At 33.6% G+C, this 22,986-nt stretch carries 27 protein-coding genes and 1 pseudogene; 14 read left to right on the forward strand and 14 right to left on the reverse strand.

The features are described from left to right. The 3 genes from dnaA (at nucleotide 1) to AAE962_RS00015 (ending at nucleotide 3,142) form a co-directional block, all read left to right on the forward strand. A complete protein-coding gene (gene dnaA / locus AAE962_RS00005) occupies nucleotides 1-1,383 on the forward strand; it encodes a chromosomal replication initiator protein DnaA (protein WP_343289054.1) in 1,383 nt (460 codons plus the stop codon). 174 nt (nucleotides 1,384-1,557) lie between these two features. Beyond that, nucleotides 1,558-2,430 (forward strand): protein translocase subunit SecF, encoded by an 873-nt coding sequence (gene secF, locus AAE962_RS00010; RefSeq protein ID WP_343289055.1) that lies wholly within the window; start codon nucleotides 1,558-1,560, stop codon nucleotides 2,428-2,430. A gap of 73 nt (nucleotides 2,431-2,503) precedes the next feature. After that, a complete protein-coding gene (locus tag AAE962_RS00015; RefSeq protein ID WP_343289056.1) occupies nucleotides 2,504-3,142 on the forward strand; it encodes a hypothetical protein in 639 nt (212 codons plus the stop codon). A 78-nt stretch (nucleotides 3,143-3,220) separates the two neighbouring features. On the opposite strand, the gene AAE962_RS00020 is transcribed toward AAE962_RS00015, so the two are convergent. Next, nucleotides 3,221-3,745 (reverse strand): TIGR02281 family clan AA aspartic protease, encoded by a 525-nt coding sequence (locus tag AAE962_RS00020; protein WP_343289057.1) that lies wholly within the window; start codon nucleotides 3,743-3,745, stop codon nucleotides 3,221-3,223. Nucleotides 3,746-3,858: 113 nt separating this feature from the next. Between AAE962_RS00020 and yidC the strand changes: the two genes are divergently transcribed. The 3 genes from yidC to nusB are packed head-to-tail and all read left to right on the forward strand — an operon-like array spanning nucleotide 3,859 to nucleotide 6,447. Next, a complete protein-coding gene (gene yidC / locus AAE962_RS00025; RefSeq protein WP_343289058.1) occupies nucleotides 3,859-5,559 on the forward strand; it encodes a membrane protein insertase YidC in 1,701 nt (566 codons plus the stop codon). Further along, nucleotides 5,537-5,965, forward strand: a complete 429-nt coding sequence (locus AAE962_RS00030) for a 6,7-dimethyl-8-ribityllumazine synthase (protein WP_343289059.1) — start codon at nucleotides 5,537-5,539, stop codon at nucleotides 5,963-5,965. Before yidC ends, AAE962_RS00030 begins: the two co-directional genes overlap by 23 nt. After that, entirely contained in the window at nucleotides 5,965-6,447 is a 483-nt protein-coding gene (gene nusB, locus AAE962_RS00035; protein ID WP_343289060.1) for a transcription antitermination factor NusB, read from the forward strand. Before AAE962_RS00030 ends, nusB begins: the two co-directional genes overlap by 1 nt. Before the next feature lie 100 nt (nucleotides 6,448-6,547). Here the strand turns inward: nusB and AAE962_RS00040 are convergent, their stop codons facing one another. Both AAE962_RS00040 and dut read right to left on the reverse strand, forming a co-directional pair. Continuing rightward, nucleotides 6,548-7,225 carry a hypothetical protein gene (locus AAE962_RS00040; protein ID WP_343289061.1) on the reverse strand — a complete coding sequence of 226 codons (678 nt, stop codon included), beginning with the start codon at nucleotides 7,223-7,225 and terminating at the stop codon, nucleotides 6,548-6,550. Nucleotides 7,226-7,293: 68 nt separating this feature from the next. Further along, on the reverse strand, nucleotides 7,294-7,755 hold the full coding sequence (gene dut / locus AAE962_RS00045) for a dUTP diphosphatase (RefSeq protein ID WP_343289062.1): 462 nt from the start codon (nucleotides 7,753-7,755) through the stop codon (nucleotides 7,294-7,296). 306 nt (nucleotides 7,756-8,061) lie between these two features. Here dut and AAE962_RS00050 point away from each other — a divergent pair, with 306 nt between their 5' ends. From AAE962_RS00050 to AAE962_RS00075, 6 genes are all read left to right on the forward strand, one after another. Next, the gene (locus tag AAE962_RS00050) at nucleotides 8,062-8,229 is read left to right on the forward strand and encodes a hypothetical protein (RefSeq protein WP_343289063.1); all 168 of its coding nucleotides are present in this window, start codon (nucleotides 8,062-8,064) and stop codon (nucleotides 8,227-8,229) included. Between the two features lie 156 nt (nucleotides 8,230-8,385). Further along, complete coding sequence (locus tag AAE962_RS00055) at nucleotides 8,386-8,664, forward strand: hypothetical protein (RefSeq protein ID WP_017532302.1); 279 nt, start codon at nucleotides 8,386-8,388, stop codon at nucleotides 8,662-8,664. Between the two features lie 102 nt (nucleotides 8,665-8,766). Further along, nucleotides 8,767-9,297: a head-tail connector protein gene (locus AAE962_RS00060; protein ID WP_343289064.1), complete on the forward strand. Its 531-nt coding sequence runs from the start codon at nucleotides 8,767-8,769 to the stop codon at nucleotides 9,295-9,297. Nucleotides 9,298-9,410: 113 nt separating this feature from the next. After that, nucleotides 9,411-9,812 carry a DUF3168 domain-containing protein gene (locus AAE962_RS00065; protein WP_343289065.1) on the forward strand — a complete coding sequence of 134 codons (402 nt, stop codon included), beginning with the start codon at nucleotides 9,411-9,413 and terminating at the stop codon, nucleotides 9,810-9,812. Then, nucleotides 9,787-10,176 (forward strand): phage tail tube protein, encoded by a 390-nt coding sequence (locus AAE962_RS00070; protein WP_343289066.1) that lies wholly within the window; start codon nucleotides 9,787-9,789, stop codon nucleotides 10,174-10,176. Before AAE962_RS00065 ends, AAE962_RS00070 begins: the two co-directional genes overlap by 26 nt. A 67-nt stretch (nucleotides 10,177-10,243) precedes the next feature. Beyond that, complete coding sequence (locus tag AAE962_RS00075; RefSeq protein WP_343289067.1) at nucleotides 10,244-10,978, forward strand: hypothetical protein; 735 nt, start codon at nucleotides 10,244-10,246, stop codon at nucleotides 10,976-10,978. 53 nt (nucleotides 10,979-11,031) lie between these two features. Here AAE962_RS00075 and AAE962_RS00080 read toward each other — a convergent pair whose 3' ends face one another. The 7 genes and pseudogenes from AAE962_RS00080 to argS all read right to left on the reverse strand — a co-directional run bounded on the left by AAE962_RS00080 (nucleotide 11,032) and on the right by argS (nucleotide 17,165). Next, nucleotides 11,032-11,406, reverse strand: coding sequence for a holo-[acyl-carrier-protein] synthase (locus tag AAE962_RS00080; protein WP_343289068.1), 375 nt, complete (start codon nucleotides 11,404-11,406; stop codon nucleotides 11,032-11,034). Next, nucleotides 11,403-12,662 (reverse strand): proline--tRNA ligase, encoded by a 1,260-nt coding sequence (gene proS, locus AAE962_RS00085; RefSeq protein ID WP_343289069.1) that lies wholly within the window; start codon nucleotides 12,660-12,662, stop codon nucleotides 11,403-11,405. The genes AAE962_RS00080 and proS overlap by 4 nt, the downstream gene beginning before the upstream one ends. Nucleotides 12,663-12,832: 170 nt before the next feature. Next, on the reverse strand, nucleotides 12,833-14,050 hold the full coding sequence (locus AAE962_RS00090) for a hypothetical protein (RefSeq protein WP_343289070.1): 1,218 nt from the start codon (nucleotides 14,048-14,050) through the stop codon (nucleotides 12,833-12,835). A 126-nt stretch (nucleotides 14,051-14,176) separates the two neighbouring features. Further along, nucleotides 14,177-14,350 (reverse strand): annotated as a pseudogene (locus tag AAE962_RS00095) (transposase); the annotation flags it as partial. Between the two features lie 112 nt (nucleotides 14,351-14,462). Further along, nucleotides 14,463-14,774, reverse strand: coding sequence for an integrase core domain-containing protein (locus AAE962_RS00100; protein WP_343288788.1), 312 nt, complete (start codon nucleotides 14,772-14,774; stop codon nucleotides 14,463-14,465). Between the two features lie 320 nt (nucleotides 14,775-15,094). Beyond that, nucleotides 15,095-15,337: a helix-turn-helix domain-containing protein gene (locus AAE962_RS00105; RefSeq protein WP_343288789.1), complete on the reverse strand. Its 243-nt coding sequence runs from the start codon at nucleotides 15,335-15,337 to the stop codon at nucleotides 15,095-15,097. Nucleotides 15,338-15,470: 133 nt separating this feature from the next. Then, nucleotides 15,471-17,165: an arginine--tRNA ligase gene (argS, locus tag AAE962_RS00110; protein WP_343289071.1), complete on the reverse strand. Its 1,695-nt coding sequence runs from the start codon at nucleotides 17,163-17,165 to the stop codon at nucleotides 15,471-15,473. A gap of 145 nt (nucleotides 17,166-17,310) precedes the next feature. On the opposite strand from argS, the gene AAE962_RS00115 reads away from it, so the two are divergent. Continuing rightward, on the forward strand, nucleotides 17,311-17,868 hold the full coding sequence (locus AAE962_RS00115) for a hypothetical protein (protein WP_343289072.1): 558 nt from the start codon (nucleotides 17,311-17,313) through the stop codon (nucleotides 17,866-17,868). Between the two features lie 173 nt (nucleotides 17,869-18,041). On the opposite strand, the gene AAE962_RS00120 is transcribed toward AAE962_RS00115, so the two are convergent. From AAE962_RS00120 to AAE962_RS00130, 3 genes are all read right to left on the reverse strand, one after another. After that, a complete protein-coding gene (locus tag AAE962_RS00120) occupies nucleotides 18,042-18,263 on the reverse strand; it encodes a hypothetical protein (protein ID WP_343289073.1) in 222 nt (73 codons plus the stop codon). A gap of 3 nt (nucleotides 18,264-18,266) precedes the next feature. Next, a complete protein-coding gene (locus AAE962_RS00125; RefSeq protein ID WP_343289074.1) occupies nucleotides 18,267-19,817 on the reverse strand; it encodes a hypothetical protein in 1,551 nt (516 codons plus the stop codon). 79 nt (nucleotides 19,818-19,896) lie between these two features. Beyond that, the gene (locus tag AAE962_RS00130) at nucleotides 19,897-20,535 is read right to left on the reverse strand and encodes a hypothetical protein (RefSeq protein WP_343289075.1); all 639 of its coding nucleotides are present in this window, start codon (nucleotides 20,533-20,535) and stop codon (nucleotides 19,897-19,899) included. Between the two features lie 67 nt (nucleotides 20,536-20,602). On the opposite strand from AAE962_RS00130, the gene AAE962_RS00135 reads away from it, so the two are divergent. Further along, nucleotides 20,603-20,851 carry a hypothetical protein gene (locus tag AAE962_RS00135; RefSeq protein WP_343289076.1) on the forward strand — a complete coding sequence of 83 codons (249 nt, stop codon included), beginning with the start codon at nucleotides 20,603-20,605 and terminating at the stop codon, nucleotides 20,849-20,851. Between the two features lie 318 nt (nucleotides 20,852-21,169). On the opposite strand, the gene AAE962_RS00140 is transcribed toward AAE962_RS00135, so the two are convergent. Then, nucleotides 21,170-22,876, reverse strand: a complete 1,707-nt coding sequence (locus AAE962_RS00140; protein WP_343289077.1) for an ABC transporter ATP-binding protein — start codon at nucleotides 22,874-22,876, stop codon at nucleotides 21,170-21,172. Between the last annotated feature and the right edge of the window lie 110 nt (nucleotides 22,877-22,986).

Consider the following 22,986-nt stretch of genomic DNA (forward strand, 5'->3'; position numbering starts at 1 on the left):
ATGAACTTAACTAACCCTAATGTTTCTACTATGTTTTTTGATCAGATTATTACAGTAAAGGACCACAATTTTACTTGGGAAAAAATCCAAAATTATCTCCATAATCTTTATGGAGAGGCAACATATAACAGCTGGTTGAGTTCACTAAGATTTATCAGCAACAGAAATGGAGAAGTTTTGTTGTCTGTACCAACAAGATTTATAAAGGAGTGGATTACAGTTCACTACATGGAAAAAATATTGTCATTATGGCAAAGGGAAGATCAAAGTGTATGTTCTATTGATATTCAATTAATTGAAGAAAGAAATTCAAATTCTAATACGATACTAAAAAATAGAGAGGAAAATAATCATAATCTTGGTTCACCACTGGATCCCAGATTCAGTTTTAATAATTTTGTGGTAGGAAAGTCAAATGAATTAGCATTTACAGCGGCAAAGCGTGTAGCGGAATCTATAGATCCAATATCAGGCAGCAATCCTTTATTTCTATATGGTGGAGTGGGACTTGGTAAAACACATTTAATGCATGCTATAGCTTGGGATATAGTTAATTCTCTATCAGCAAAGAGAAAAGTAGTATATTTATCGGCAGAGAAATTCATGTATCAATATATTACAGCGCTGCGAAGTAAAGATATTATGTTATTTAAAGAACAATTTAGATCAGTAGATGTATTGATGGTAGATGATGTACAATTTATCAGTGGTAAAGATAGTACACAAGAAGAATTTTTTCACACTTTCAATGCATTGATAGATCAAAATAAACAATTGGTTATATCAGCTGATAGATCTCCTAGTGATCTTGATGGAGTAGAGGAGAGAATAAAATCACGACTTGGTTGGGGATTAGTTGCAGATATCAATAAAACAACTTTTGAATTAAGACTTGGTATATTGCAGGCCAAAGTGGAGCGAATGAATATTTATATTCCAAAAGATGTCCTAGAATTTTTAGCAAGGAATATAAAATCCAATATAAGAGAACTAGAAGGAGCATTAAATAAGGTTGCTCATACTTCGTTAATTGGAAGAAGTATGACAGTAGAATCAGCTAGCGAGACCCTAATAGATCTTCTTAGATCGAATCATAGGTCAATCACAATAGAAGAGATACAAAAGAAAGTAGCTGAATTTTTTAACATAAAGGTTGCAGATATGCAATCTAATAGAAGGCTCCGTAGTCTTGCAAGACCAAGACAAATAGCTATGTATTTTGCTAAGAAGTTTACACAAAAGAGCCTGCCAGATATTGGAAGAAACTTTGGTGGCAGAGATCATGCGACTGTTATACATGCAGTCAAACAAGTAGAAAATTTTATAAGAACTGACTCAAAATTTGCTGATGAAATCAATCTATTAAAAAAGATATTTAAGTAGTATTTTATTAATGATAACCAGGCTATTTTAATTTCTTTGATCAAATATCCTTTTCTTTCTATTTCATTAGATTAGGTGAGCCAGGTGTCAGTATTAGTAATGGTTAAAAAAACTAGAGAAAATAGCTAGTCTATTGCTTAAAAAGTATATAAAATCAAAATTTAAGTAGGAAATATGGCAGTTAGACTTATTCCGGACAATATTGATATCAAATTTAGTAAATATGGAAAAATGACAGCATTTATTAGTATTATTCTCGTCGTTTTTTCGGTGCTTACTGTTGTACTACATGGAGTGAATTTAGGAATAGACTTCACAGGTGGAGTTTTAATAGAGATAAAATCCTCAAGTGAGGATAATTCTATTCTTAATATATTAAAAGAGAATGGATTTACGATACAGAGTTCAAAAGCTGGTGATAACTTAGTTGTGCGGTTTAAAGATGAGGGAGATGAAGATAAAATTAAAAAGGTCAAAAGTATACTGGAAGAAAAATTCGGTAATGCAATAATTTACCGCAAAATAGACTATGTTGGTCCACAAATAGGTTCAACACAGATATTTGAAGGGATATCAGCCATGTTAATTGCAATTATTGGAATATTTTTTTACGTTTGGCTTAGGTTTAATTGGCAATGTGGAATTGGTGGAATAACGGCACTGGTTCATGATGTAATTTTAACTCTTGGCTTTATCAGCTTAACGAGTATTGAGTTTAATATTTCATCAGTTGCAGCTCTACTTACCGTGATTGGCTATTCAATCAATAATTCAGTGGTTATATACGATCGGATTCGAGAGTATCAAAAAAATAGAAAAGATGTAGAAATGGATGAAATAGTTGATTCCAGCATTAATTTGACCCTATTTCGCACTATGTTAACTTCAGGTACTACTCTTCTTGCCGCTCTTCCTTTAGTGCTGATTTGTACAGGTATGGTCAGAGACTTCAGCTTAGTTATTTCTTTTGGCATTGCAGTTGGCACTTGCTCTGCAATATTTATTTCTGCTCCTATATTGACCTGCAGAGCTTTAATAAGCAGATGAAGTACAAATGTTAATATATTTATAATAAAATTGGTATATAGCTTTCATTATTCATATTATAAAGGAGTTTTTTATGGTAGATACTCTGAAATTGCAATTGAAAGATATTGACGATTTCAATTCATCAGGAGATAGTTTCGATGTTAAATTAAAGAATGGTGCAGAGTGCAATTTTGATGGAAATGATTTAAAGTGTAGGTATAACGCCAAAAGCCATAATCCGTTTAGCCAGCCTGTTCATAATCCAGATACAGATTACAGATTTACAGAACAGATAAAAATAGGGAATATTCAGTTTGATTCTAGCAAAAGTACAATTGATAATGAAATTAATAAGTTATTTAGTTTTAAAGTTAATGATGATACGGAAGGAAATTATGTCGCAGAGTATCCGGTATACTCAGATTTGGATATGGAAAGAAATATAAATATTGCCAGCAAAGATGGAGAATCTATTGTAAATATAAAAGGGTTTTCTGGGTATAATGAAAAAATTGGTAATGTTTATTTTACCGATATTTATAAAGGGGGAACACAGGCGTTAGTAAAATTCGAAGAAGACTCTTTTAAGGTTGAGAACAAAGGATTAGGTAATTTAGGCAGCAGGCTTGAGATCGAGAGTATAGATCAAACTTCAAGAGGAATTGATTTAGAAAGCAAAAGTGGAACGCTTGAATATAATGGTACTTACCAGATAAGGTACTACACGTAGCCATATGGTGATCACAATTTAGAGATTAATGTATTTTAAAGATCAATACCAGAATGCTGCTTATATAAGCAGCATTTTCTAGTCACGATATAATATCAACTTATTGTCTCTAATAGTGAAATGAAAATACCTCAAAAAACTCATGCCAAGTAATGAATGGGACATAGAATGAGTATTAACACTAGCGTGCACATCATTAATTAAAAAATTTCCTATTTTAACTTGAGATATTTGAACCAATCCAGCTTTTATTTGACCTTTTGCAGTTTCATATATTTTAAAGTCTTGAATGTTTTGTAAGTTAATACTAGCATGTAACGCATCTTTTTGTGATAAAACAATATCAGTTGCTCCGGTATCAAGCAAAAACGTTATATTGCGATCATTGACTTGAGCCTGAATATAAAAGTGTCCATCGTATGATTTTGTAAATTCGATACTTCCGCCATTTTGAACCCTCCCTTTGTACGGTAGAAAAGTGCTCAGAAACCTATTGCTTAGTTTATCCCCTTGTGAATCAATAAACATTGCTGTAATGACTATTATCAGTAACCAAATAACTAGATTTTTTGCTGCATTCATGTTATTAAAATTTGAAGCCATAAGAGTAAATTTTTAAGATTAGCGTTAAAAGCTATTATTAAAAATGAGTAAATTTTATTGTTTTAGTACAATATTTAACATATCCTTTAAGGAGGTATGTTCGATTTAATTTCATGTCAGAAGCAAAAAATTTAATTTTAGCAACAATTCTTTCTATATTGATTATAGTATTGTGGCATATTATTTATGATAATTTTCTTAACACGAGCCAAGGCCAACCATCGGTTGAAAATATTGAACATATCGAATCTTTTAACGACCTTGCTCCTATAATACACCAAAATCGTTCTGAATTTATTAATTCTACTCGAGAACAGAGAGTTAATTTAACCAATAACATGCTTGAAGGATCAATTTATCTGAAAGGTGCAAGATTTGATGACTTAATTTTAACCAATTACCACTTAGAACCGAGTTCTTCTTCTCCACAAGTGGTGTTACTTTCACCTGCAGAATCAAAAGATGTATATTTCGCAGAATTTGGGTGGCTCGATCCGAATGAAAAGATTAAAGTTCCAGATTCTAAAACAGTCTGGCAAGCAGATAAACTCAATCAAAAAGAGGTCAATTTATTTTGGGATAATGAAAATGGCATTTTATTTAGAATGAAAATTAGCCTTGACGATAACTACATGTTTAAAGTTGAGCAAATTATTGAAAACAATACAAAAGATAATGTAGTTTTGGTTCCTTATGGTAGAATCAACCGTAAACGTGACAATATCAACGAATCTTATTGGATATCCCATGAAGGAGTACTGGGTGCATTTGATAATAAAATAGAGGAGTGGACATATAAGGATATTTCCAAAAAACATTTAATAAAAGCAAGCACGAGTGAAAAAAATTGGTTTGGTTTTGCTGATAAATACTGGCTTACAGCCATCATACCTGAGAAATCTGATAAAATAAATGTAAGCATTAAACACACGAACGTTAATAATACTGATAAATTCCAAGTAGATTTTGTCAAACCTTACAAGAGCATACTTCCTGGCGCAAGTGTTTCTAATGTGAATTATTTTTTTGCTGGAGCAAAAAAGTTGAATTTACTGGATTCTTATAAGGATACTCTCAATATACCTTTGTTTGATAAAGCTGTAGATTTTGGTGTTCTTTATTTTATAACCAAGCCGGTGTTTTTACTGCTTGAATATTTTAACTTCGTTTTAAAAAATTTTGCCTTAGCAATATTATTTCTGACTTTAGTAATCAAACTTTTGATGCTTCCCTTATCTAATAGATCATATATTTCGATGTTCAAGGTAAAAAACCTGCAGCCTGAATTAACTCGTATAAAAGAGTTGTATAAAAATGACAGCTTAAAGCAGCACAAAGAGACAATTGCGTTGTTCAAGAGACACAATGTAAACCCAATGTCGAGCATTTTTCCCATGATAATACAAATACCGGTATTTTTTGCTCTATATAAAGTATTATTTGTTACTATAGAGATGAGGCATGCTCCTTTTTTTTTATGGATTAAGGATCTTTCAGCTCCTGACCCAACGAATATCTTTACGTTATTTGGGTTGTTTAATTATAACTTTCCTATTTCTATAGGCATTTTGCCTATAGTTTTTGGTATTACTATGATAATCCAGCAGAAGCTAAGTGAACCCAGCAAAGATGATATTCAAGTAAATGTTATGAAGTTTTTACCTTACATTTCTGTCTTTATCTTTTCTTCTTTTCCTGCAGGTCTCGTAATATATTGGATATTTAGTAATATTATAACTTTAATTCAGCAATCATTAATAAAGTTATTTTTAACAAGAAAAGGAGGGATAAATGTCGAAAATACTAATAATTAATTCAATTTACTATACTGAAGTAGCAAACCTTTTGCTTGAAGGTGCAACCGATAAATTAAAAGGCAGCAGCGCAAGTTACGATGTAATTGAGGTTCCCGGTGCATTTGAGATACCAGCTACAATTCTCTTTGCAGTAAAAAGCAATAATGCTAATTATGACGGTTATTTAGCTCTTGGGTGCGTGATTCGAGGTGAAACCGATCACTATCAATATATTTGTAAAGGAGTAATCGAAGGCTTAAATGAAGTTATTATGCATTATGCAATACCTCTTGGTATGGGCGTAATTACCGCTGACAGCAAAGATAAAGCACTAATTAGAGCTGACAAAAGTAAAAAGAACGTTGGTGGCCATGCAGCCTCAACTGTTTTGCATATGATAGATCTACACAATAAATTAAAATAATGGAAGAAAAACCAGTAGATAAAAAGTGGCGCATCAAAAGAAGCACGGCAAGATTTCTTGCTGTACAAATTGCTTATTCAAATATTTTCGTAGGTTACAACAAAAGCACTTTTAAACTGGAAAATTGTGAGCTTAAGGACTACATAAATAAGTTGAGAGATATATTTGAATGTGAAGAATTTGACCATCAGTTCTTAGAAAACTTGTTATATAAGGTTATAAAGAGCAGTGAAGAATATGATAAAATAATAGAGTCTTATTTACACCCAAGTTGGTCCCTCCCACGGTTGAATCTTATAAGCTTATCTATCTTGCGCGTTGCAATATGTGAGTTGATTAATTGCGATACACCAGTTCCAGTTGTTATCAATGAGTATACTAACATTGCATCTGATTTACTTGATAAACCAAGCGAAATTGGTTTTATTAATGGGTTATTGGATAAGGCAAAAGATGCAGTTAAATTAAATAAAAATCCTTAGCAAATTTCTTACAAATATGTGAATATCTATTTTTTGAGACAGTTTCTACAATAAGTTTAAGTCATTAACAGTAAAAAAATGAAGGGAAGACTTATTCCTTTTATACTTGGCTGATTAATAATCTTTCTGACTTTTCGTGTTCAACTTTTGGTGAATTAATAATTGAGCTTGGCACAAATTTGATGGTTACTTCTTTAGCATCATTTTCCTCAACTCCTAAACCTAACGTTTCTAACTCCTGTACGCAATTTATCTCTTCAAATATACCATCACTATTCTTCTTGTATAGCTGATATAGATAAAGGAGTTTAGTGTTGCCAAGCAAGATTGGATCAGGATTACCAATATATCTGATATGACCATAACTCTCAGCTTTGAATACTTCGCCTTTTGAGTTAGTAAAATCTATAGTATATTCACCATTTTCGTTCTTATAGTTCTTTTCAATAAATTCAAGATCTTTATTTGTTACCTGCAACATCAGGTATCTTTGAAAGCTACTAGCAACAATTCTCGGAGCTTTAAGTTCAGATATTTCGTTATTTTTCATGAAGGAATATATTGCTAAACTAATCAGTGCAACAGTAACAAATGCTAAAACACTCGTTCCAAGTGGTGTAGCTGCAAAAGCTGCAAGTGGAGCAAGTATATAAGTTGAAGACATCAAATATGGTGATGAAAGTGCTACTGCTGCGCCTATAACATACAGAGAAGTAAGTACTAAAAGTGCAGTATTTGTTTTGTGGAGCTGGCCACGGTGGTTTTTAAAAATTAACATAATTGCCTCATTTAAATTAATTAAAGTTGTATGTAAAGAATTATTATTGTCAACTTATAAACAATAAATTATCTACCACTTGAGCCAAAGCCTCCTTCATTGCGAGCAGTTTCTTTTGCATAGAATTCTTCTATGTTGTTCCAAATTATCTCAGGTACAGGAGTGATAAGAATTTGTGCAATTCTATCTCCTCTTTTTATCTCATATGACTGATTACTTAGATTAATTAGGCAAATTTTAACTTCACCTCGATAATCGGAGTCTATAGTGCCCGGAGAATTTAAGACAGTGATTCCATGTTTTGCAGCAAGCCCAGAACGTGGGCGAACTTGTCCTTCAAAACCGTTTGGTATTGCAATCACAATGCCAGTTGGAATAAGTAACCTTTCAAGTGGATTTAAAATAATAGAGTCGTCCAAAGCAGCATAAAGATCCATGCCAGCACTCTGCATAGTTGCATAACAGGGAAGAGGCAAGCTTTTGCCATGTGATAACTTTTTTATTTCTACTTTAATTTTATCTCTTTGCATTTTTATTCACCAGTTATGAAAATTTGATTGTAGCATGTAAATTATGCCTGTAAAAGATAAGAAAACTACTTGACAAATCTTTCAGCTTCCTTACTATAAAATTCAAAGTGTTTTATTACCTTCAATCTGTTCAGATTAAACGACAAAAATATTATACAGTTGGCGTCTTATAAATCTTTCCGCTATGTGCACTTTATGTCTTCACAATAATTTCTACCTAATATAAGCTGAAGCGGGCTTATAAAATGTTTAAATAGTATAGAACGCCAATTTTTAGGATGAGAGAGTAACAACTAGCTAACGCTTTTGCCTTTTTTTATTATTAAATTTCTTAACGTTTATATAGAGGGTGTCATTCCAGCACTTGATGCTGGAATCCAGCCTTTCTGCAATCTCATCGAAAACGTTGTACCACCTTTCTATGCTAGTTTGCTTGTGAGAAACTTAGATCCCAGTGTCTGGGCACTTGGATGATAAAAAAGGGCTACTTGAATGACATACTTGAATTTACGCTATAAAGTGAACCGGTTTGGTGTGCTTCTGTTGTTTGCAGTATTGTAGTGCTAATTTTTTACTTCGGTAGTCTTTTTATTGTCATTATAATTACAAGAATAGTTGAGGCCAATTAATATGAAAACTTTTGCAAAAAATTTTAAAGGTAAGGAAAGAAAGCTAGAAGAGTTCAATGAAGAAATAGAAGACATAGCAGCTGCGGCTCAAGATAAGTTTGCGCATGAACTTGAAAACATCGCATATGAAAGTGTGCAGAAATTTCGCAGTCTACTTGCTAAAGAGCTAAACTTCACTTTCAATAACATTCATTCTCAGAATGTCAATCTACTAAAGTCCGGCCTAAAAAAAGGAGAAACAGCGTTAATACGTTCTCTTCTCAATATACTTGTACGATAGAGTTGCTGCTGCAATTTAATATTAAGTGATAACTAAAATAAGTAAGATTTTTTATAGATAAGTCTTACTTATTTTAGCTATATATAGAAAAGGAGGGTTGTTATGTCAACGAGACTAAAGTATCCAATCATAAATATACAACGTAAGTCTAAGCCTAAATCTTTTCCAGTAACTTTAGGAGAGGTTAAATCTTTTTTACGAATTGAAAATGATCAAGATGATAAGTTGATTTCAAGTTTTATTTTTATGGCAACTGATTATGCTCAGTGGCATATGGAAAAGTCTCTAGTAAAGCAAACGTGGCAAGTTTCATATGAAGGTTATATACCTCGTAGAATCTATTTAAGCTATGGTCCTGTGAATAAAATAATATTGGCTACTGATAAGAATAGAAAACTTAGTTATTATTTTAGTGATATAGTAAGCTATATTGAATTTTTCAATTATTTGAACATAATAAGGGCTGATGTTGTATACGAAGCTGGCTATGACAGCGTTCCTGAGCAAATAAAGCTAGGTATTATGCAGCATGTTTCTGCTATCTATAAAAATCGTGAATCAGAAGTAAGTAGCCATTTATCTGAGCTAAAGAAGGTGTATTCTCCATTTCGCGAACCAAAAGTTGTTTTGTAGTTCCTGTTTGTCATTCGATAGCAGATACAACAGATGGTGTTCGTACAGTAAGCACTAGGATGATACCATCTGTTGTACCTGCAAATTGCAATCTTCGTAACCGTATCTGTGAGATGGAAAAAATTCAAATTATAAATGAGTTGTATAATAGTATTTATGCAGCATTAAAAGCACACTCTGATTTAAACAAATATGTTACTAACATCTATGATTACCTGCCTAAGCAGGTTACTATTCCTTATCTGAGATTGCGCATAGTAAATTATGTTAACCTGCATATGCTATCTAATTTTGCTACAAAAGTAAGATTTTTATGCGACATATATACTTATCATATAAGCAGTATGCTTGCTGCTATAAAGCATGTTAGCTTGGTGGTAAAGAGCATTAGTAGTGAGACCATTTTGGAAAGTAGTTGTGCTATGAATCAGCATGATGAAGTTTTACATTCAACAATTAATTTTGATATTTTAATACAAGGAGGTAGCGGTGAGCAAATTACAGCTGAAAATTAAAGGTCATGACAATAATTTCGTCGTACTGAATAATATACGAAACTTAAGGTTTACTTTGCGTAATAACAAAGAAGAGATGAAAGATATTTCCTCTTTTGGCTGGAGAAAAGTGCTTGATTGTGCTGGAAGTAGACAGATTACAATAAAAATTAATGGCATTTTAAATTCAGTATTGGCTGATGAATTATTGCGTAATTCTGCAATGTTAAACTCTAATAATGATTATGAGATTAGCTTTAATGCTACGGAGAAGATGAAGCTCAGGTGTTTGGTTGAATTGTATGAGAGATATTACGATCCTGCCACTTTTGACAGCTTCACTGTAGTTTTAGCAAGTGCTGAAGTTGTGAACACTTTTCATTAGTGTTAATTTAATTTTTTCATATACTATAATAATAGGTGGGGGTTTTAACAAAATTAAAAAAAAATTTATGAACGATGAAGATCTTTTCGAAGAAGGCGATGATAATGTTGAAGAGAATAGCGATGACAGAAGAGAAAGGAATTTGAAGAATGAAAATCAGCTGGAAGAGCAGTGCAAAGAGTATTTAAAACCTTTTGAGGATATTTTAAGTCAAATTGATGAAGGAGTTGATAATTTAGATAGTTACGAAAGGACTATGCAAGTAAAGCGAAGTATAGATAGGCTCATAGAAACCTTATATAGCCAAGCAGCATCTGAGGATATTGATGTAGAACTTGAAACCACAAAGCACACTCGCGATAAATTAGAATCCAAGAAAAGAGTTCTGGAAAAGAGAAAAAAACAATTGATAGAGGAGGTTTTAAGTGCTCAACAACAAAAGGAGCTAATGAATAATAGGCAAAAACATGAAGCAGCAAGTGATGGAGATGTTCAGAAGGCAAAAGCACGAATGAAGTCTTCAATTAGGGGAGTGTTGTTTTCAGTTATTGCTCATAGAATGGATCCAAGAAGGAGGTCAGGGGAGACTGCTGATGATAACGAAAAGCAAGCTCGTATATACGGCAGGGAAGCGATTGGTGGGGCTCTAGGTGCACTTCTGAAAGCATTTTTAACTGCAGTTACTGCCGTTGTACGCGAAATTGCTAAACCACTTCAACATATGAATACACAAGAAACGTCTTTTGCAAAACAAGTTGAAGAAAGCAGAAACCAGGATTCACAGAAAGGTCGATCTGTGTAGGTCAAAGTATAATTTCAAAAAAAAATTTTGAAATCATATGTACTAAACAATATCTACTCAACGCAAATTACAACAAACGCAGTAGCATAATCTTGATCATCACTTAGAGAAATGTGAATCTTATAGTCTTTTGAGATAAAATCCTTTCTGACAGCAAGACATGGCTTTCCTTTCACATCACTGTATATTTCTATATCTTTCATTATAATTCCCTGGCTAAATCCAGTGCCTAATGCTTTAACAAAAGCTTCCTTTGCAGCAAAGCGTTTAGCAAAATATTTTGCCCTTACTTCTTGGCTATTATATTTTTTGCTTATCTCTATCTCCTTCTTAGTATAGACTTTATTGAGAAATTTCCCCCCGTATTTTTGTAATATTCTCAATATCCTTGGTATATATACTATATCAGTGCCAATACCGTATATCATTTTGCGCTAAAACGATTTATTGCTTCTTCAATTTGCATTTCCTCTACCTCTCCAGTTGCTCTATTTTTTACTTCAACTATATTTTCACTTACTGCTTTCTTTCCAATAATTATTTGCCATGGCAAGCCTATCATATCCATTCTGGCAAATTTCACTCCTACACTTTCGTCCGTATCATCATAAAGCACTTCATCGCTTTTCAAAGCTTTGTATATTTTATCTGCAGCCTCCGTTACTTTTGTTTGTAAATTGATCAAACCAACTTTAAAAGGAGCTACTGCCTCTGGCCAGATAATTCCTTTATCATCATGGAAAGCTTCTATTATTGCGCCAACAAGCCTTGAAACTCCAATACCGTACGAACCCATATGTATGTTGACATTTTTTCCACCTTGCACAGTAACTTTTGCATTCATTGGTTTTGAGTACTTATCACCAAAATAAAAAATGTGCCCTATTTCAATACCTTTACTAACATTTAACTGTTCTTGCGGTATAGGACAACTTTTAGGGTCATGCATATCGTCTGCAACTGCATATATGCTCTTCAGGCTTTCAATATCTTCACTCTCTAGCAGTTCAGAGAATTTATTGTCATAATATAAAGTGCTCTCACCGGTGCTTGCCAATATATGAAACTCGTGGCTTAAATCTCCTCCAATTGGTCCTGTATCCGCTCTCACTCCAATTGGAGTAAGTCCTATGCGTTTGAAGATTTTTATGTAAGTTTTGTACATTGAATTATATGAATTTAGTGCACTTTCGTAATCTAAATCAAAACTATACGCATCCTTCATCAGAAATTCCCTGCCTCTCATAACACCATAACGTGGCCTTACTTCGTCACGAAACTTCCACTGAATTTGATATAAACAAAGTGGCAAATCTTTGTAACTTTTTACCGTATTTCTAATCAAATCAGTTACCACCTCCTCATGTGTTGGACCAAAAAGCATATCGCTTTCATGCCTATCTTTAATACGTAGCATTTCTTTGCCGTAATCATCGTAACGTCCTGACTCTCGCCAAAGACTTGCTGGCTGCACACAAGGCATCAACACTTCAATCGCACCAATTTCATCTCTGATAATATTTTCAATATTTTTAAGCACTAAAAGACCAAGCGGCAGCCAAGAATAAATTCCAGAAGCTGTCTGCTTGATTAAGCCCGCACGTAACAAATATTGATGAGAAATAATTTCAGCACCAGTAGGGGCTTCTTTTAAAGTTGGCAGATAATATTGAGATAAACGCATTTATAAATCTGATTGTACTAAGCAATCTTAGTACAATCAGGCCTTTAGGTAAACTTATTTTAAGTGAGGAAATTTGTTCCTATTTGGGATTTCTATATACAACTTTGAAATTGTCCTTCAGTAGATGAATCTTGCACCTCAATACTCACTTGTTCGATAGGAAGAGCTTATTATAAATTAACACGCAAATTTGGTGGTTTAGGTGGTATCGGTGGCTTCTCCGCCTTTAGTGTAGAACGTGGTGGAGTTGTGAGTTCGGGTTTTATATTATCATGACCACTATCAGGACTCTCTTTTCTGTCTAATTCGGAAGCTGGAGATGATAGATACTCATCATCGCTGTTCCAACTTTCATCACTATTATTGCTTGATAAACTACTACTTCGGCTCCGTGGTGATGGAATCATACTTGATATTTTATCATATACTTCGTTTAACGGTTGTACTATGTTCTCTTCCTCTCTAGCAATTCCTGTCCTTCTTCTAGTAAGTTTTTTTGCAAGAGTATGTTGCATATCTTCTGCTGTTTCTTCTCCAGCGTTTTCTCTTTCTTTTTTTCTTTTTTTTTCTTGCTCTTTTAGTTTTTTCTGACTTTGCTCTATCTTTTCATCACGCTTTCTTTTTTGCTCTTCATTCATAGTTGTCTTAAATGTAACCTTTTTTATATCATTAAATAGAGCAGCACGACCATTATCATTCTTAAGTTTATCTTCAACCTTCTTCAGTGTTTTGTTCTTAGTCTCTTCCAATATATTAGTATCCTTATGTTGCTCCATATGCTTGGAAGCTGTAGGAGGAGGTGGTGATGGCGGTACAATTGGTGTTACAGACATTACTGGAAGTGATGATGTAGGAGTATTGCTATGTTCAAGTCCTTTTGCTTTCTGTAAACCACTATCTTGTGATTGTTTTCTACCAGGATCAACTCCTTTCTCGCTGTTTATTGCAGAAACAAATGAATTAATAAGATATACAGCTAAGTTCAACACAACCAATGAAGAAACAGAAGCAATGACTATGAAAAGTACTGGAGCACTTAGTGTTGCTGAAATCGCAAGATAAGTATATATCCCAGCTGTAACACTAGATATACATAGCAATAAAGTAGCAATTGAATATTTTAAGGCAGCTGCATTACTTATGCCAACTGAAGTATTAACCAAAATGGGAGCATCGATTTTTTGTTCTGTTGTAAGTTGAGAAGGATCCTCAGATAGAACTGTTGTTGGTTGAGTGCTACTGCTATTTTCTGATTCAATACTACCAGAAGTTTTTTCATTTTTATCGTTACTTTCCGCTTGCCCACAATTTTTTACCCAATCTGCAGGTGATAGAGGCAGGGGAGCTGATAACAAACCGCTACTATTAGATGAAATTTCACCAGTCATTTTTCTTCTTTATTATTAATATAACACCAATAATACCTAAATTATTAGTACTTGTCAAGAATTTATGAATAAGTTAATAATAAGATGAAAAAGAAAAGAGAGAGGAGCAGCCTTCTAAGAACCTGTTTAAAATCTTTTGAGAAGTAGAGAAGTGAAAGCAAGAACGACCATCTGTAGGCTAGTGTTAAGTTTACGCTCGCAATTTTTCCACAATCGTCTACATTTTTATAACCAAGCGAAAGAACGCTCGACAACCCATCTCTTTGGCAGTACAGCAAAAGAATGTAACTCAGTGCGCTTTAATGTGTGTGATTCATAGAGGTTATTACAATTGACTTGTCAGATTGAGTCTGAACTAGTTGGCTTGTTAAGAGATTTGCATTTTTGAAGTGATTGTAGTTTCTGATTGTGTTTACAATTTTGCATGACAAACGACTCTTTTGATAAGATATAGTTTTTCACTTAAGCAAGGAATCGTATTTTCCAGTTCCTTATATTTTTCCCAAGGAGTTTTTCCTTGAAGAGCGCTATGAGGGCGGTGTTTATTATAATACTCTTCCCAATCCCTAAGTTTAATTTGCAATTCAGAGCTCTTGATGGTAACGATACTGTAAAACTCATCTAAGTCTGTACGCTGTGCTCTTTCCACTTTACCATTTAAGTGTGGAGAAAACGGCTTAATAGGACGAAATTTAATTTTCCATTCCTTCAAACATTCTTGCACCTCATAAGCAAAAAATTCTTGCCCTCTATCAGTTTGAATCCTTTGGCAATGGAAAGGTATTCTTTCTCTTAGTTGTTTTAGGAAATCTAAAGTGTTTTTTGAAGTACTTCTTGAATATAATGCAACAATTTTATAACGTATCTATAGCAGTATATTGATAAAGCCCTGACGATATTTTGCACACATCCATCTGCACACGCTCTCCAGGTACTTTACAGTTATAACGCTTGACATGTTTGCGATAATGACGTTTAACATGCAGAAGACTTACACTATGTTTTTTGAAAATTTTGTGTATAGTAGCCAATGACAAGGATAAATCATATAGACGTCTTAACTCGGTTTCTTGCCCCTAGCTTTCTAGTTTGTCTTAGATGAAGAATAAGCTGCTCATCTGATTCATTGATCTTTTGCAAAGGTGAAGTTTTAGGCTTACTACTGAGATCTACTAATCCTTTTTCACCTAACTCTTCATAACGTTTGTACCATTTACGTAAGGTAAAACGTGAAATACCATAATGCTCTTTCCTGCATGACCCAACTTTTTGTATAGTTTTATCCAACTCAGACGTAGTTTAACCCTAGATTAACTAATTTATCCTTTGCAATTGTAATAAGGTCTATAAACTACTGCAAATCCAAATTTCTATTTGACCTTATATTCTTATTGTAATAACATCTATGAATCACACAAAATTAACACATCTCTTCCAAGGGCTCTATATTGAAAATAGAAAGTCCAGAAGCAATGACGTATGCTAAGGCTTGGACAAGAAATATTCTTGCAGCGGTGAGGTTTAAGTTATTCTCCAGTATAAACCGCATATTTAAATCACTCTTGCCATATCCCCATAAAACGTGAAATGCTTCTGCAACTTCAAGTAAGTAGAAAGTAATTCTGTGTGGCTCATAAAGCCTTGCCGCTGTTTCTACCACATCTGGCCACTTTGCTAAGGTTTTTATGAGGAATAGCTCTCCATCTTTCTTTAAAAGTGAAGGGTCTGCTGCTGGGAGCTCTCTTGGAGCATTACGCATTAACGAATGAGCACGAGCGTTCGCATATTGCACATAAAAAATAGGATTATCTTTTGACTGTTCCTTAACTTTAGCAAAATCAAAGTCCAAGACCATATCATTCTTGCGTGTTAACATTATAAAACGAGTGATATCCCTACCAACCTCTTCCACTACATCCCTGGCTGTAAGAAAGTTTCCTGATCTTTTGGACATCTTAACAGGTTTGCCATTCTCAAAAAAATTCACAATATTATGCAGTTTTACCTCTATCTTTTCTTCTAGCGCAGAGACAACTGCTTTGAGTCTTTTGACATAACCGCCGTGGTCACTGCCAAGCTCCACGATCATGTTGTTAAAGCCACGTGATATCTTATCAAAATGATAAGCGATATCTGAGGCAAAATAAGTCCAACTGCCATCCTCTTTTTTTAGTGCACGATCAACATCATCACCAAATTTTGTGGAGCAAAACAACATTTCTTTTCTAGAAGTCCAATTTTCACTTTCTTTACCTTTTGGTTTTTCTAGGTACCCTTCATATACTAGACCCTTGTCAGACAATATCTTTATACTCTCTTCAATTTTGCCACGTAGCTCATACTCTGAAGTAAAGACATCATGATTTACTCCGAGCAAGCTCATGTCTTCCTTTATGATTTCCAAGATAGAACTTAAAGTATATTCTCTAATTACTCGATTATCTTCCTCTTCTCTAAGCTCCTTGCCATATTTTTTAGCTAGCCCCTCCCCTATTGGTTTTAAATATTCACCTGGGTATAAACCTTTTTCGATGCTGCTGATTTTTTCTCCCAGAGCTTCCTTATACCGCAAATATACTGACCGAATTAGCGTATCTATCTGCACTCCAGCATCATTGATATAGTACTCCTTAGTAACATTATAGCCAACTTTCTTTAGTAAATTTGCTAAAACATCACCAAACACTGCCCCTCTTGCATGACCAATATGCAGAGGACCTGTTGGATTTGCAGATACAAATTCAACATTGACAGCTTGGTTATTTCCAATATTTAGAGTGCCAAACTCTGTTTTTAGCTCATTTATTTGTTTTAAAATTCCATGCCACACTTCTATTTTTAAGTGCATGTTGATGAAACCAGGGCCTGCTATTTCCACTTTTTCAACTTCATCAAAAAGTTCAAACTCTTTAGCTAAAACCTCTGCGATTTCAATGGGATTCTTCTTTTCATGTTTTGCAAGCACCATAGCAACATTTGTATAGATATCACCATGTGCTCTATTGCTTGGAGGTTCTACAATAAAATTTTCTGCACTTGTATTTATGATACCCCTTCGCTTCAATTCATTTAATTTGCTGGAAATGAGAGAGGAAATCTGCTTGAAAATATTCATTAACTAAAAAGCCATAAAACCTTTAGCAGTATAGCGAATAAGTGGGGAAAGTTGAAGGGTTATCTTGTGTCAGCTTGTTAATACACTTGACAATGACTGAAGTCTATGCTATAATAAGAATTATATTAACAGAGGAGTTATAAACATGATGAAAGTAGAACTTAATAAATATGTTAATGGTAATACCTTAGACTTAAATAGTCTACATATACACATGGAGAACTTAATAAAATTCTTGCAAAAGAATCCAAATATTACAATCCTCATCTTACACGACTGTTATATTGATGCTGAAGGTGCAGAAGTTTTAGATGAGACATTAAAGAATGTTACCGCTCCGAATCTTACTGAGTGTAAAGTAACTTCTAGTATTATGGGTGATCAAGTTTCAATAGCAATCACTAAATTATTAGAGAATGGTAACTTTCCAAATCTTGTTAAGCTTGATTTAATTTCTAATAATATAAGCCCTGATGGTGGAGTGGAATTTATAAATGCGCTAAAGAATGGTAGTTTTTCAAATATTACTGAGTTTAATTTACTTTCTGACAGTGTCTGCGATAAAGGTATAGTAGCATTACATGAATCATTGAACAACAATAAGCTTCCAAATCTTGTTCAGTTTAATTTCCCCTTTAATCCTACTAATGATGAAAGCATAGAAACGCCAAGCGAACATCTATTCGCTGACAGCATTATATAAAGGTTTTATTTGTTGCTATTATTCAAATTTACCTATGTTGAACTACACAAAAGTGCCACAAAATTCATATACGTAATTTGATTAGAATTTTACCGTCATGCTGAGTAAGGTCACTCATTCTATTTTTCTACAAAAGTGTTTTCTTAGCTGAAAAGCCCAGAAAACATTCAGCCTTATATAAAATTAGTATCAACGGAAACAGAATTATCCTCATTGTCATAATAGTTAAGGTTTGCTTCTTGCGTACTATGAGAAAAAGCACTTTTTAATAGTACTTCCTTATCACTTCTATGATAGCCTTTTTCATTAAAGCCATCCTTGTTAAATCCATCTTCATCATAGCCATCCTTTTGGACCTGTATTTTTAACTTCTCATCTTCTGCTTTTGCTTGCATAACCTACTCTTCATATTTTCCTTCGTTATCAAAGTACAAGAAAGTCTCATCTTCATCATAATTGGCACCAGGAGAATAAGATGGCATATCAGGTATCTTCAGCTTTACTTCCTTATCAGAAGTCCACAGACCCATCTCTATAGACTCTTTAACTTCTTCTAATTTCTCTAGAGATTTACCGGCTGAATCTTTTATCTCACCTTTATAATTTAGCTTATCCTTTAGCATAAGATACTTGGTGTCATGAATTTTGTGGTTATTTTTATCTACTACAGAATTGTCCTGAGCAACGATAACCATTGGCGCCTCTAGTTTTGCAACTATAATTTTACCTGCACACTCCTTTAATTTTGCTGCCGGAAGATCTAAAATCAAATTAGGACACTTGTCATTTAGAAAAAAGTTTTCACTATTCACAGGACTAAAGTAAGGCACAGCAGTTGGACAACAAGAGCTTTTGTTGATGCTTCGAATCTCTTCTCGACATTGTAAACCAGCAGTTCCTTTTGCACCTGCTTTATTACACCACATGTTACTAGGTTCAGCAAGCGTAAAGTTTATATTTTTTCCACATTCTTCATCCTCTTCACACTTAAAAGTTATACCAAAATTTTCTGCATGATATTGATCAGAATATGTGCTCTTAAAACGTTCCATGATCTTCTCGTTTTCCATTAAATCAGGCAAAAATTGTTTCAAAAGATCTCTTGTAAACCAAGCAGGCTTACCTACGTACTTTTCTTCGGAATATTTTCCAGAATTTACCCCGCATGTGTCTTGCTCAGTATGACCAGGATTGACAAGAATACCTTCTATGAATGTGTCATTTTCATCTCCATCATCTTCATCTTTTTTTGTCTTTTCATCTTTTGTATTGCGACCTTCATCATCGCCTTTTTTCCTACCATCCCTATCAAAGCCTTTTTTATTGAAGCCATCTTTATCAAAGCCTGTTCTATCGTAGCCATCTTTATCAAAGCCTGTTCTATCGTAGCCATCCTCATCAAAGCCTTTTTTATTATAGCCTTCCTTATTGAAGCCATCTTTATCAAAGCCTTCCTTATTGAAGCCATCCTTATCAAAGCCGTCTTTATCTTTATCGCCTTTATCGTGGTTATTTTTATCACGCTTATAATCTATCTCATCCTCTATTTCTTTTTTTATTTTATCCTTTATCTCATTTTTAATCTTTTCTTTCAGTTCATTCTTAGTCTTATCACTAATCTCAAACTTAAGATCTTTCTCTAGCTCAGTTTTAATCTTTTCTTTCAGTTCATTCTCAGTCTTATCACTAATCTCAAACTTAAGATCTTTCTCTAGCTCAGTTTTAATCTTTTCTTTCAGTTCATTCTTAGTCTTATCACTAATCTCAAACTTAAGATCTTTCTCTAGCTCAGTTTTAATCTTTTCTTTCAGTTCATTCTTAGTCTTATCATCAATCCTAGAATTAGGGTCTTTACCACCACCTAGCTTTGTATGTAAATGAACTTTCAACATATGTGGTAGTTGATCTGCATGCTTGCAGTTTGAGTAAGGAAAAACTCTCTTGAACATAAAATAACTCCATGAATATTACTAATAAATTAATATAAAATGCAAGTGTATAGTAACAATATACACACCTTTATTACTTCTATAAAAAATAGACAATGTGTTCTGGTTCTGATATCTCTTCAGGAGAAAATGCTGATTCTTTGCGCGCAATTACTATAGCACCATTTATCGAATCTAAACAAAGTTTGCATTCAGGATTACTATCACATTCTCCTATGAGATAACCGTCTGAACCAATTTTAATACTGTTGTCACCTCTATCAATAACTTCTCTACATTTTTGAAATATTAAGCCAGTAGTTTCATTAGTCTTGGCATCTTTAAGCTCTCCAGAAACTGCATCAACTGCTACTGTAAGTTTTGAATAGTCAATTGGTTTTTTAGGTTCTGGACAAGCAGGACACTCAGGTACTATTACATCAGGACAAGGAGGTATATCAGGACATTTTACATCAGGACAAGGAGGTACGTCAGGACATTTTACATCAGGACAAGCAGGACACTCAAGTACTGTTACATCAGGACATTTTACATCAGGAAGATGTATATTTAATTCGACTTCATCATAATACGGATAAAAGTGGTCATGGCAATGTGGGTTAAAGTGGTTATGACAATGTAGATCAAAATTATTATGGTACCGTGGGTCAGTTGTGTAAGCTGTACGCGTAGGAATACATGAACCAACACGTGGAGATGAGGAAAAATTATAATTCATAAGAATCCTTTAAAAAATAACTATTAGATTATTATAGGATAAAAAAGTTAATGATTTAATAATTTTAATGCTGAGATTAGCATATACAAACTTACAGTACATTTCAAAATACGACTTTAATATAGAAGATATTCGCATTGAAAAGCTTTGCCACAGCAAAATGCTGCTAAGATTTCAAGAAAAAGCTGTCAGTAGTCAAATTTATTGTATTTTAAAGCAAAATGTGAAGCACATGGTTTCCCATGTGCTATTGGAAGTACGTATAGCAAGAGTGAAAGAACGTACGTTTGTTAGTGATTTAAATCTAACCTCTTAGCAGAAAAAATCAAACGTATCACAAGGATTATAACATGTTTCATAATAGTTATGATATGAGTTAAAATGATTGTGGCACGAATTAGTAGCACAAGGTGCGTATGCAGGTGCACAAGCTTGTGCACAGTTCGATACTGGTGCTGGTAAAGCTGGCAAATTATAACCCGTAAATGGTAGTTTTGGTAAATTACTGTAATTATAAACCATAATAATCCTTAAAAAAATACTATAAGATGATTATAAATCAAAATGATTAAAAATTTAATAACTTTAATTATAAATCTAGCATATCAACTAACGATATGATGTAAATTTTCTTTCAATTCCACTGTATCTTCGCCAGTTTTGCATACAACCCGTCTTTACTTATTAGGGAGTCATGAGTTCCTACTTCTTCTACTTTCCCGCAATTAATCACTATAATCTTGTCAGTTTTGAGTGCGGTTGACAGTCTGTGTGTGATTATGATTGTTGTTCTGTTTTGCATTAATTTGCTCAGTGCTTTTTGCACGAGGTTCTCACTTTTATAATCAAGGGCAGAGGTTGCTTCATCCAGTATTAAAACCTGAGGATTTTTGAGTATGGCCCTTGCTATTATAATACGTTGTTTTTGTCCTTCAGAAAGTTTCAGTCCTCTTTTTCCTACAAATGTATCAAATTTATCCGGTAGCTTATCAATAAATTCCATCGCATAAGCGCTGATAGCTGCTTGCTTCACCTCTTCATATTCAGCATCTGGTTTACCATATAGTATATTTTCCATTATTGAACAAGAGAATATCATATGGTCTTGTGGCACTAAGCCAAACAACGATCTGAGGTCATTTAGCGCAATTGATTTAATGTTGTGCCCATCAATAGTAATGCTACCTTTATTTGGATCATGAAAACGGAGCAGAAGTTTTAAAATGGTGCTTTTACCACTTCCAGATGGTCCAACAATTGATACTGCTTGACCTGCCTCTATAGAAAATGATACGTTATTTAATGCTGGCTTATCAGCATAAAAAAATGTTACATCGTTAAACGCAATTTCTTTTTGAATACTATTAATTCTTATAGGATTTTCGCCATTTACTATAGAGCTTTTCATGTTCGTAAACTCAAACAAACGCTCTACTATTCCAAGACCTCGTTGCAAATCACTGATATTATCGCTCAAATTATTTATAGCTCCTGCCGCAAGCGCTGAATAAAACACAAATGAAGATAGTTCTCCTATGGTCATATTATTACTTAAGACTTCTTTTATTCCAAAAAAAAGCAAAATAACTAGTGAACCTATCACACACGTGATAACTAGAGTTACTAAAATAGCGCGCAAGAATACTAGTTTTACATACGATTTTGATACTAAGTTTAAATGTTCCTGAAAACGAATTTTTTCATTTTCTTCTAGTACAAATGATTTAATGGTTACTATAGATCTAAAATTTTCCTCACTAAATGATGCAAGCTCACTTGATTTATCATGAGCAAAGCGTGCATAATTGCGAACTTTTTTTCCAAGTGAAGTCATGATAATGAGCAGTATGGGTATTATTGCAGCTGCATATGCGGTTAAATGTAGATTTGTGTATAACAGCATTGCAACACTACCAGTTAGTACCACTGCATTCCTCAATATTGTCAATAAGCTGCTGTTTATTATCGATTGCAATGCAGAGGTATCAGTAATGAGTGCTGAGATAACATCTTGCACACCTGTATTCTCAAAGAAACTTGGTTGTAAATCAGTAATACTGCTATATAAGTCATATCTGATTCTTGCGACAACTTTTTCGCTGCCAATGCCAATGAAATATAACCGAATAAATGAAGTGAAAGAAATGCCTAAAACTATCAGTATTGCAACTACAAGCTTGGTAGTAAAGTTATGCTCTGCGCCAGAATCAATTATGTTGCTTAAGCCACTACCAAAAAGAAGAATCGTTAAAGCTGAAAATATAACTGCAATAAAAGCTATGCTAAAATAATGTAGACTAGGTTTTATATAGTAAAATAGCTGCTTAATGTTAGATCGCATTTTATTTTAAAGTTAAGTATTTAGCTTCAGGAAAAAGTTACAATATTAGTCTACAGTGTACTTCGTTAGAACAATACGTTCAAGAAACTTTAGCTTGATTTCTACTCAAA

Source organism: Wolbachia endosymbiont of Encarsia formosa, assembly GCF_039540065.1.
Taxonomy (GTDB): domain Bacteria; phylum Pseudomonadota; class Alphaproteobacteria; order Rickettsiales; family Anaplasmataceae; genus Wolbachia.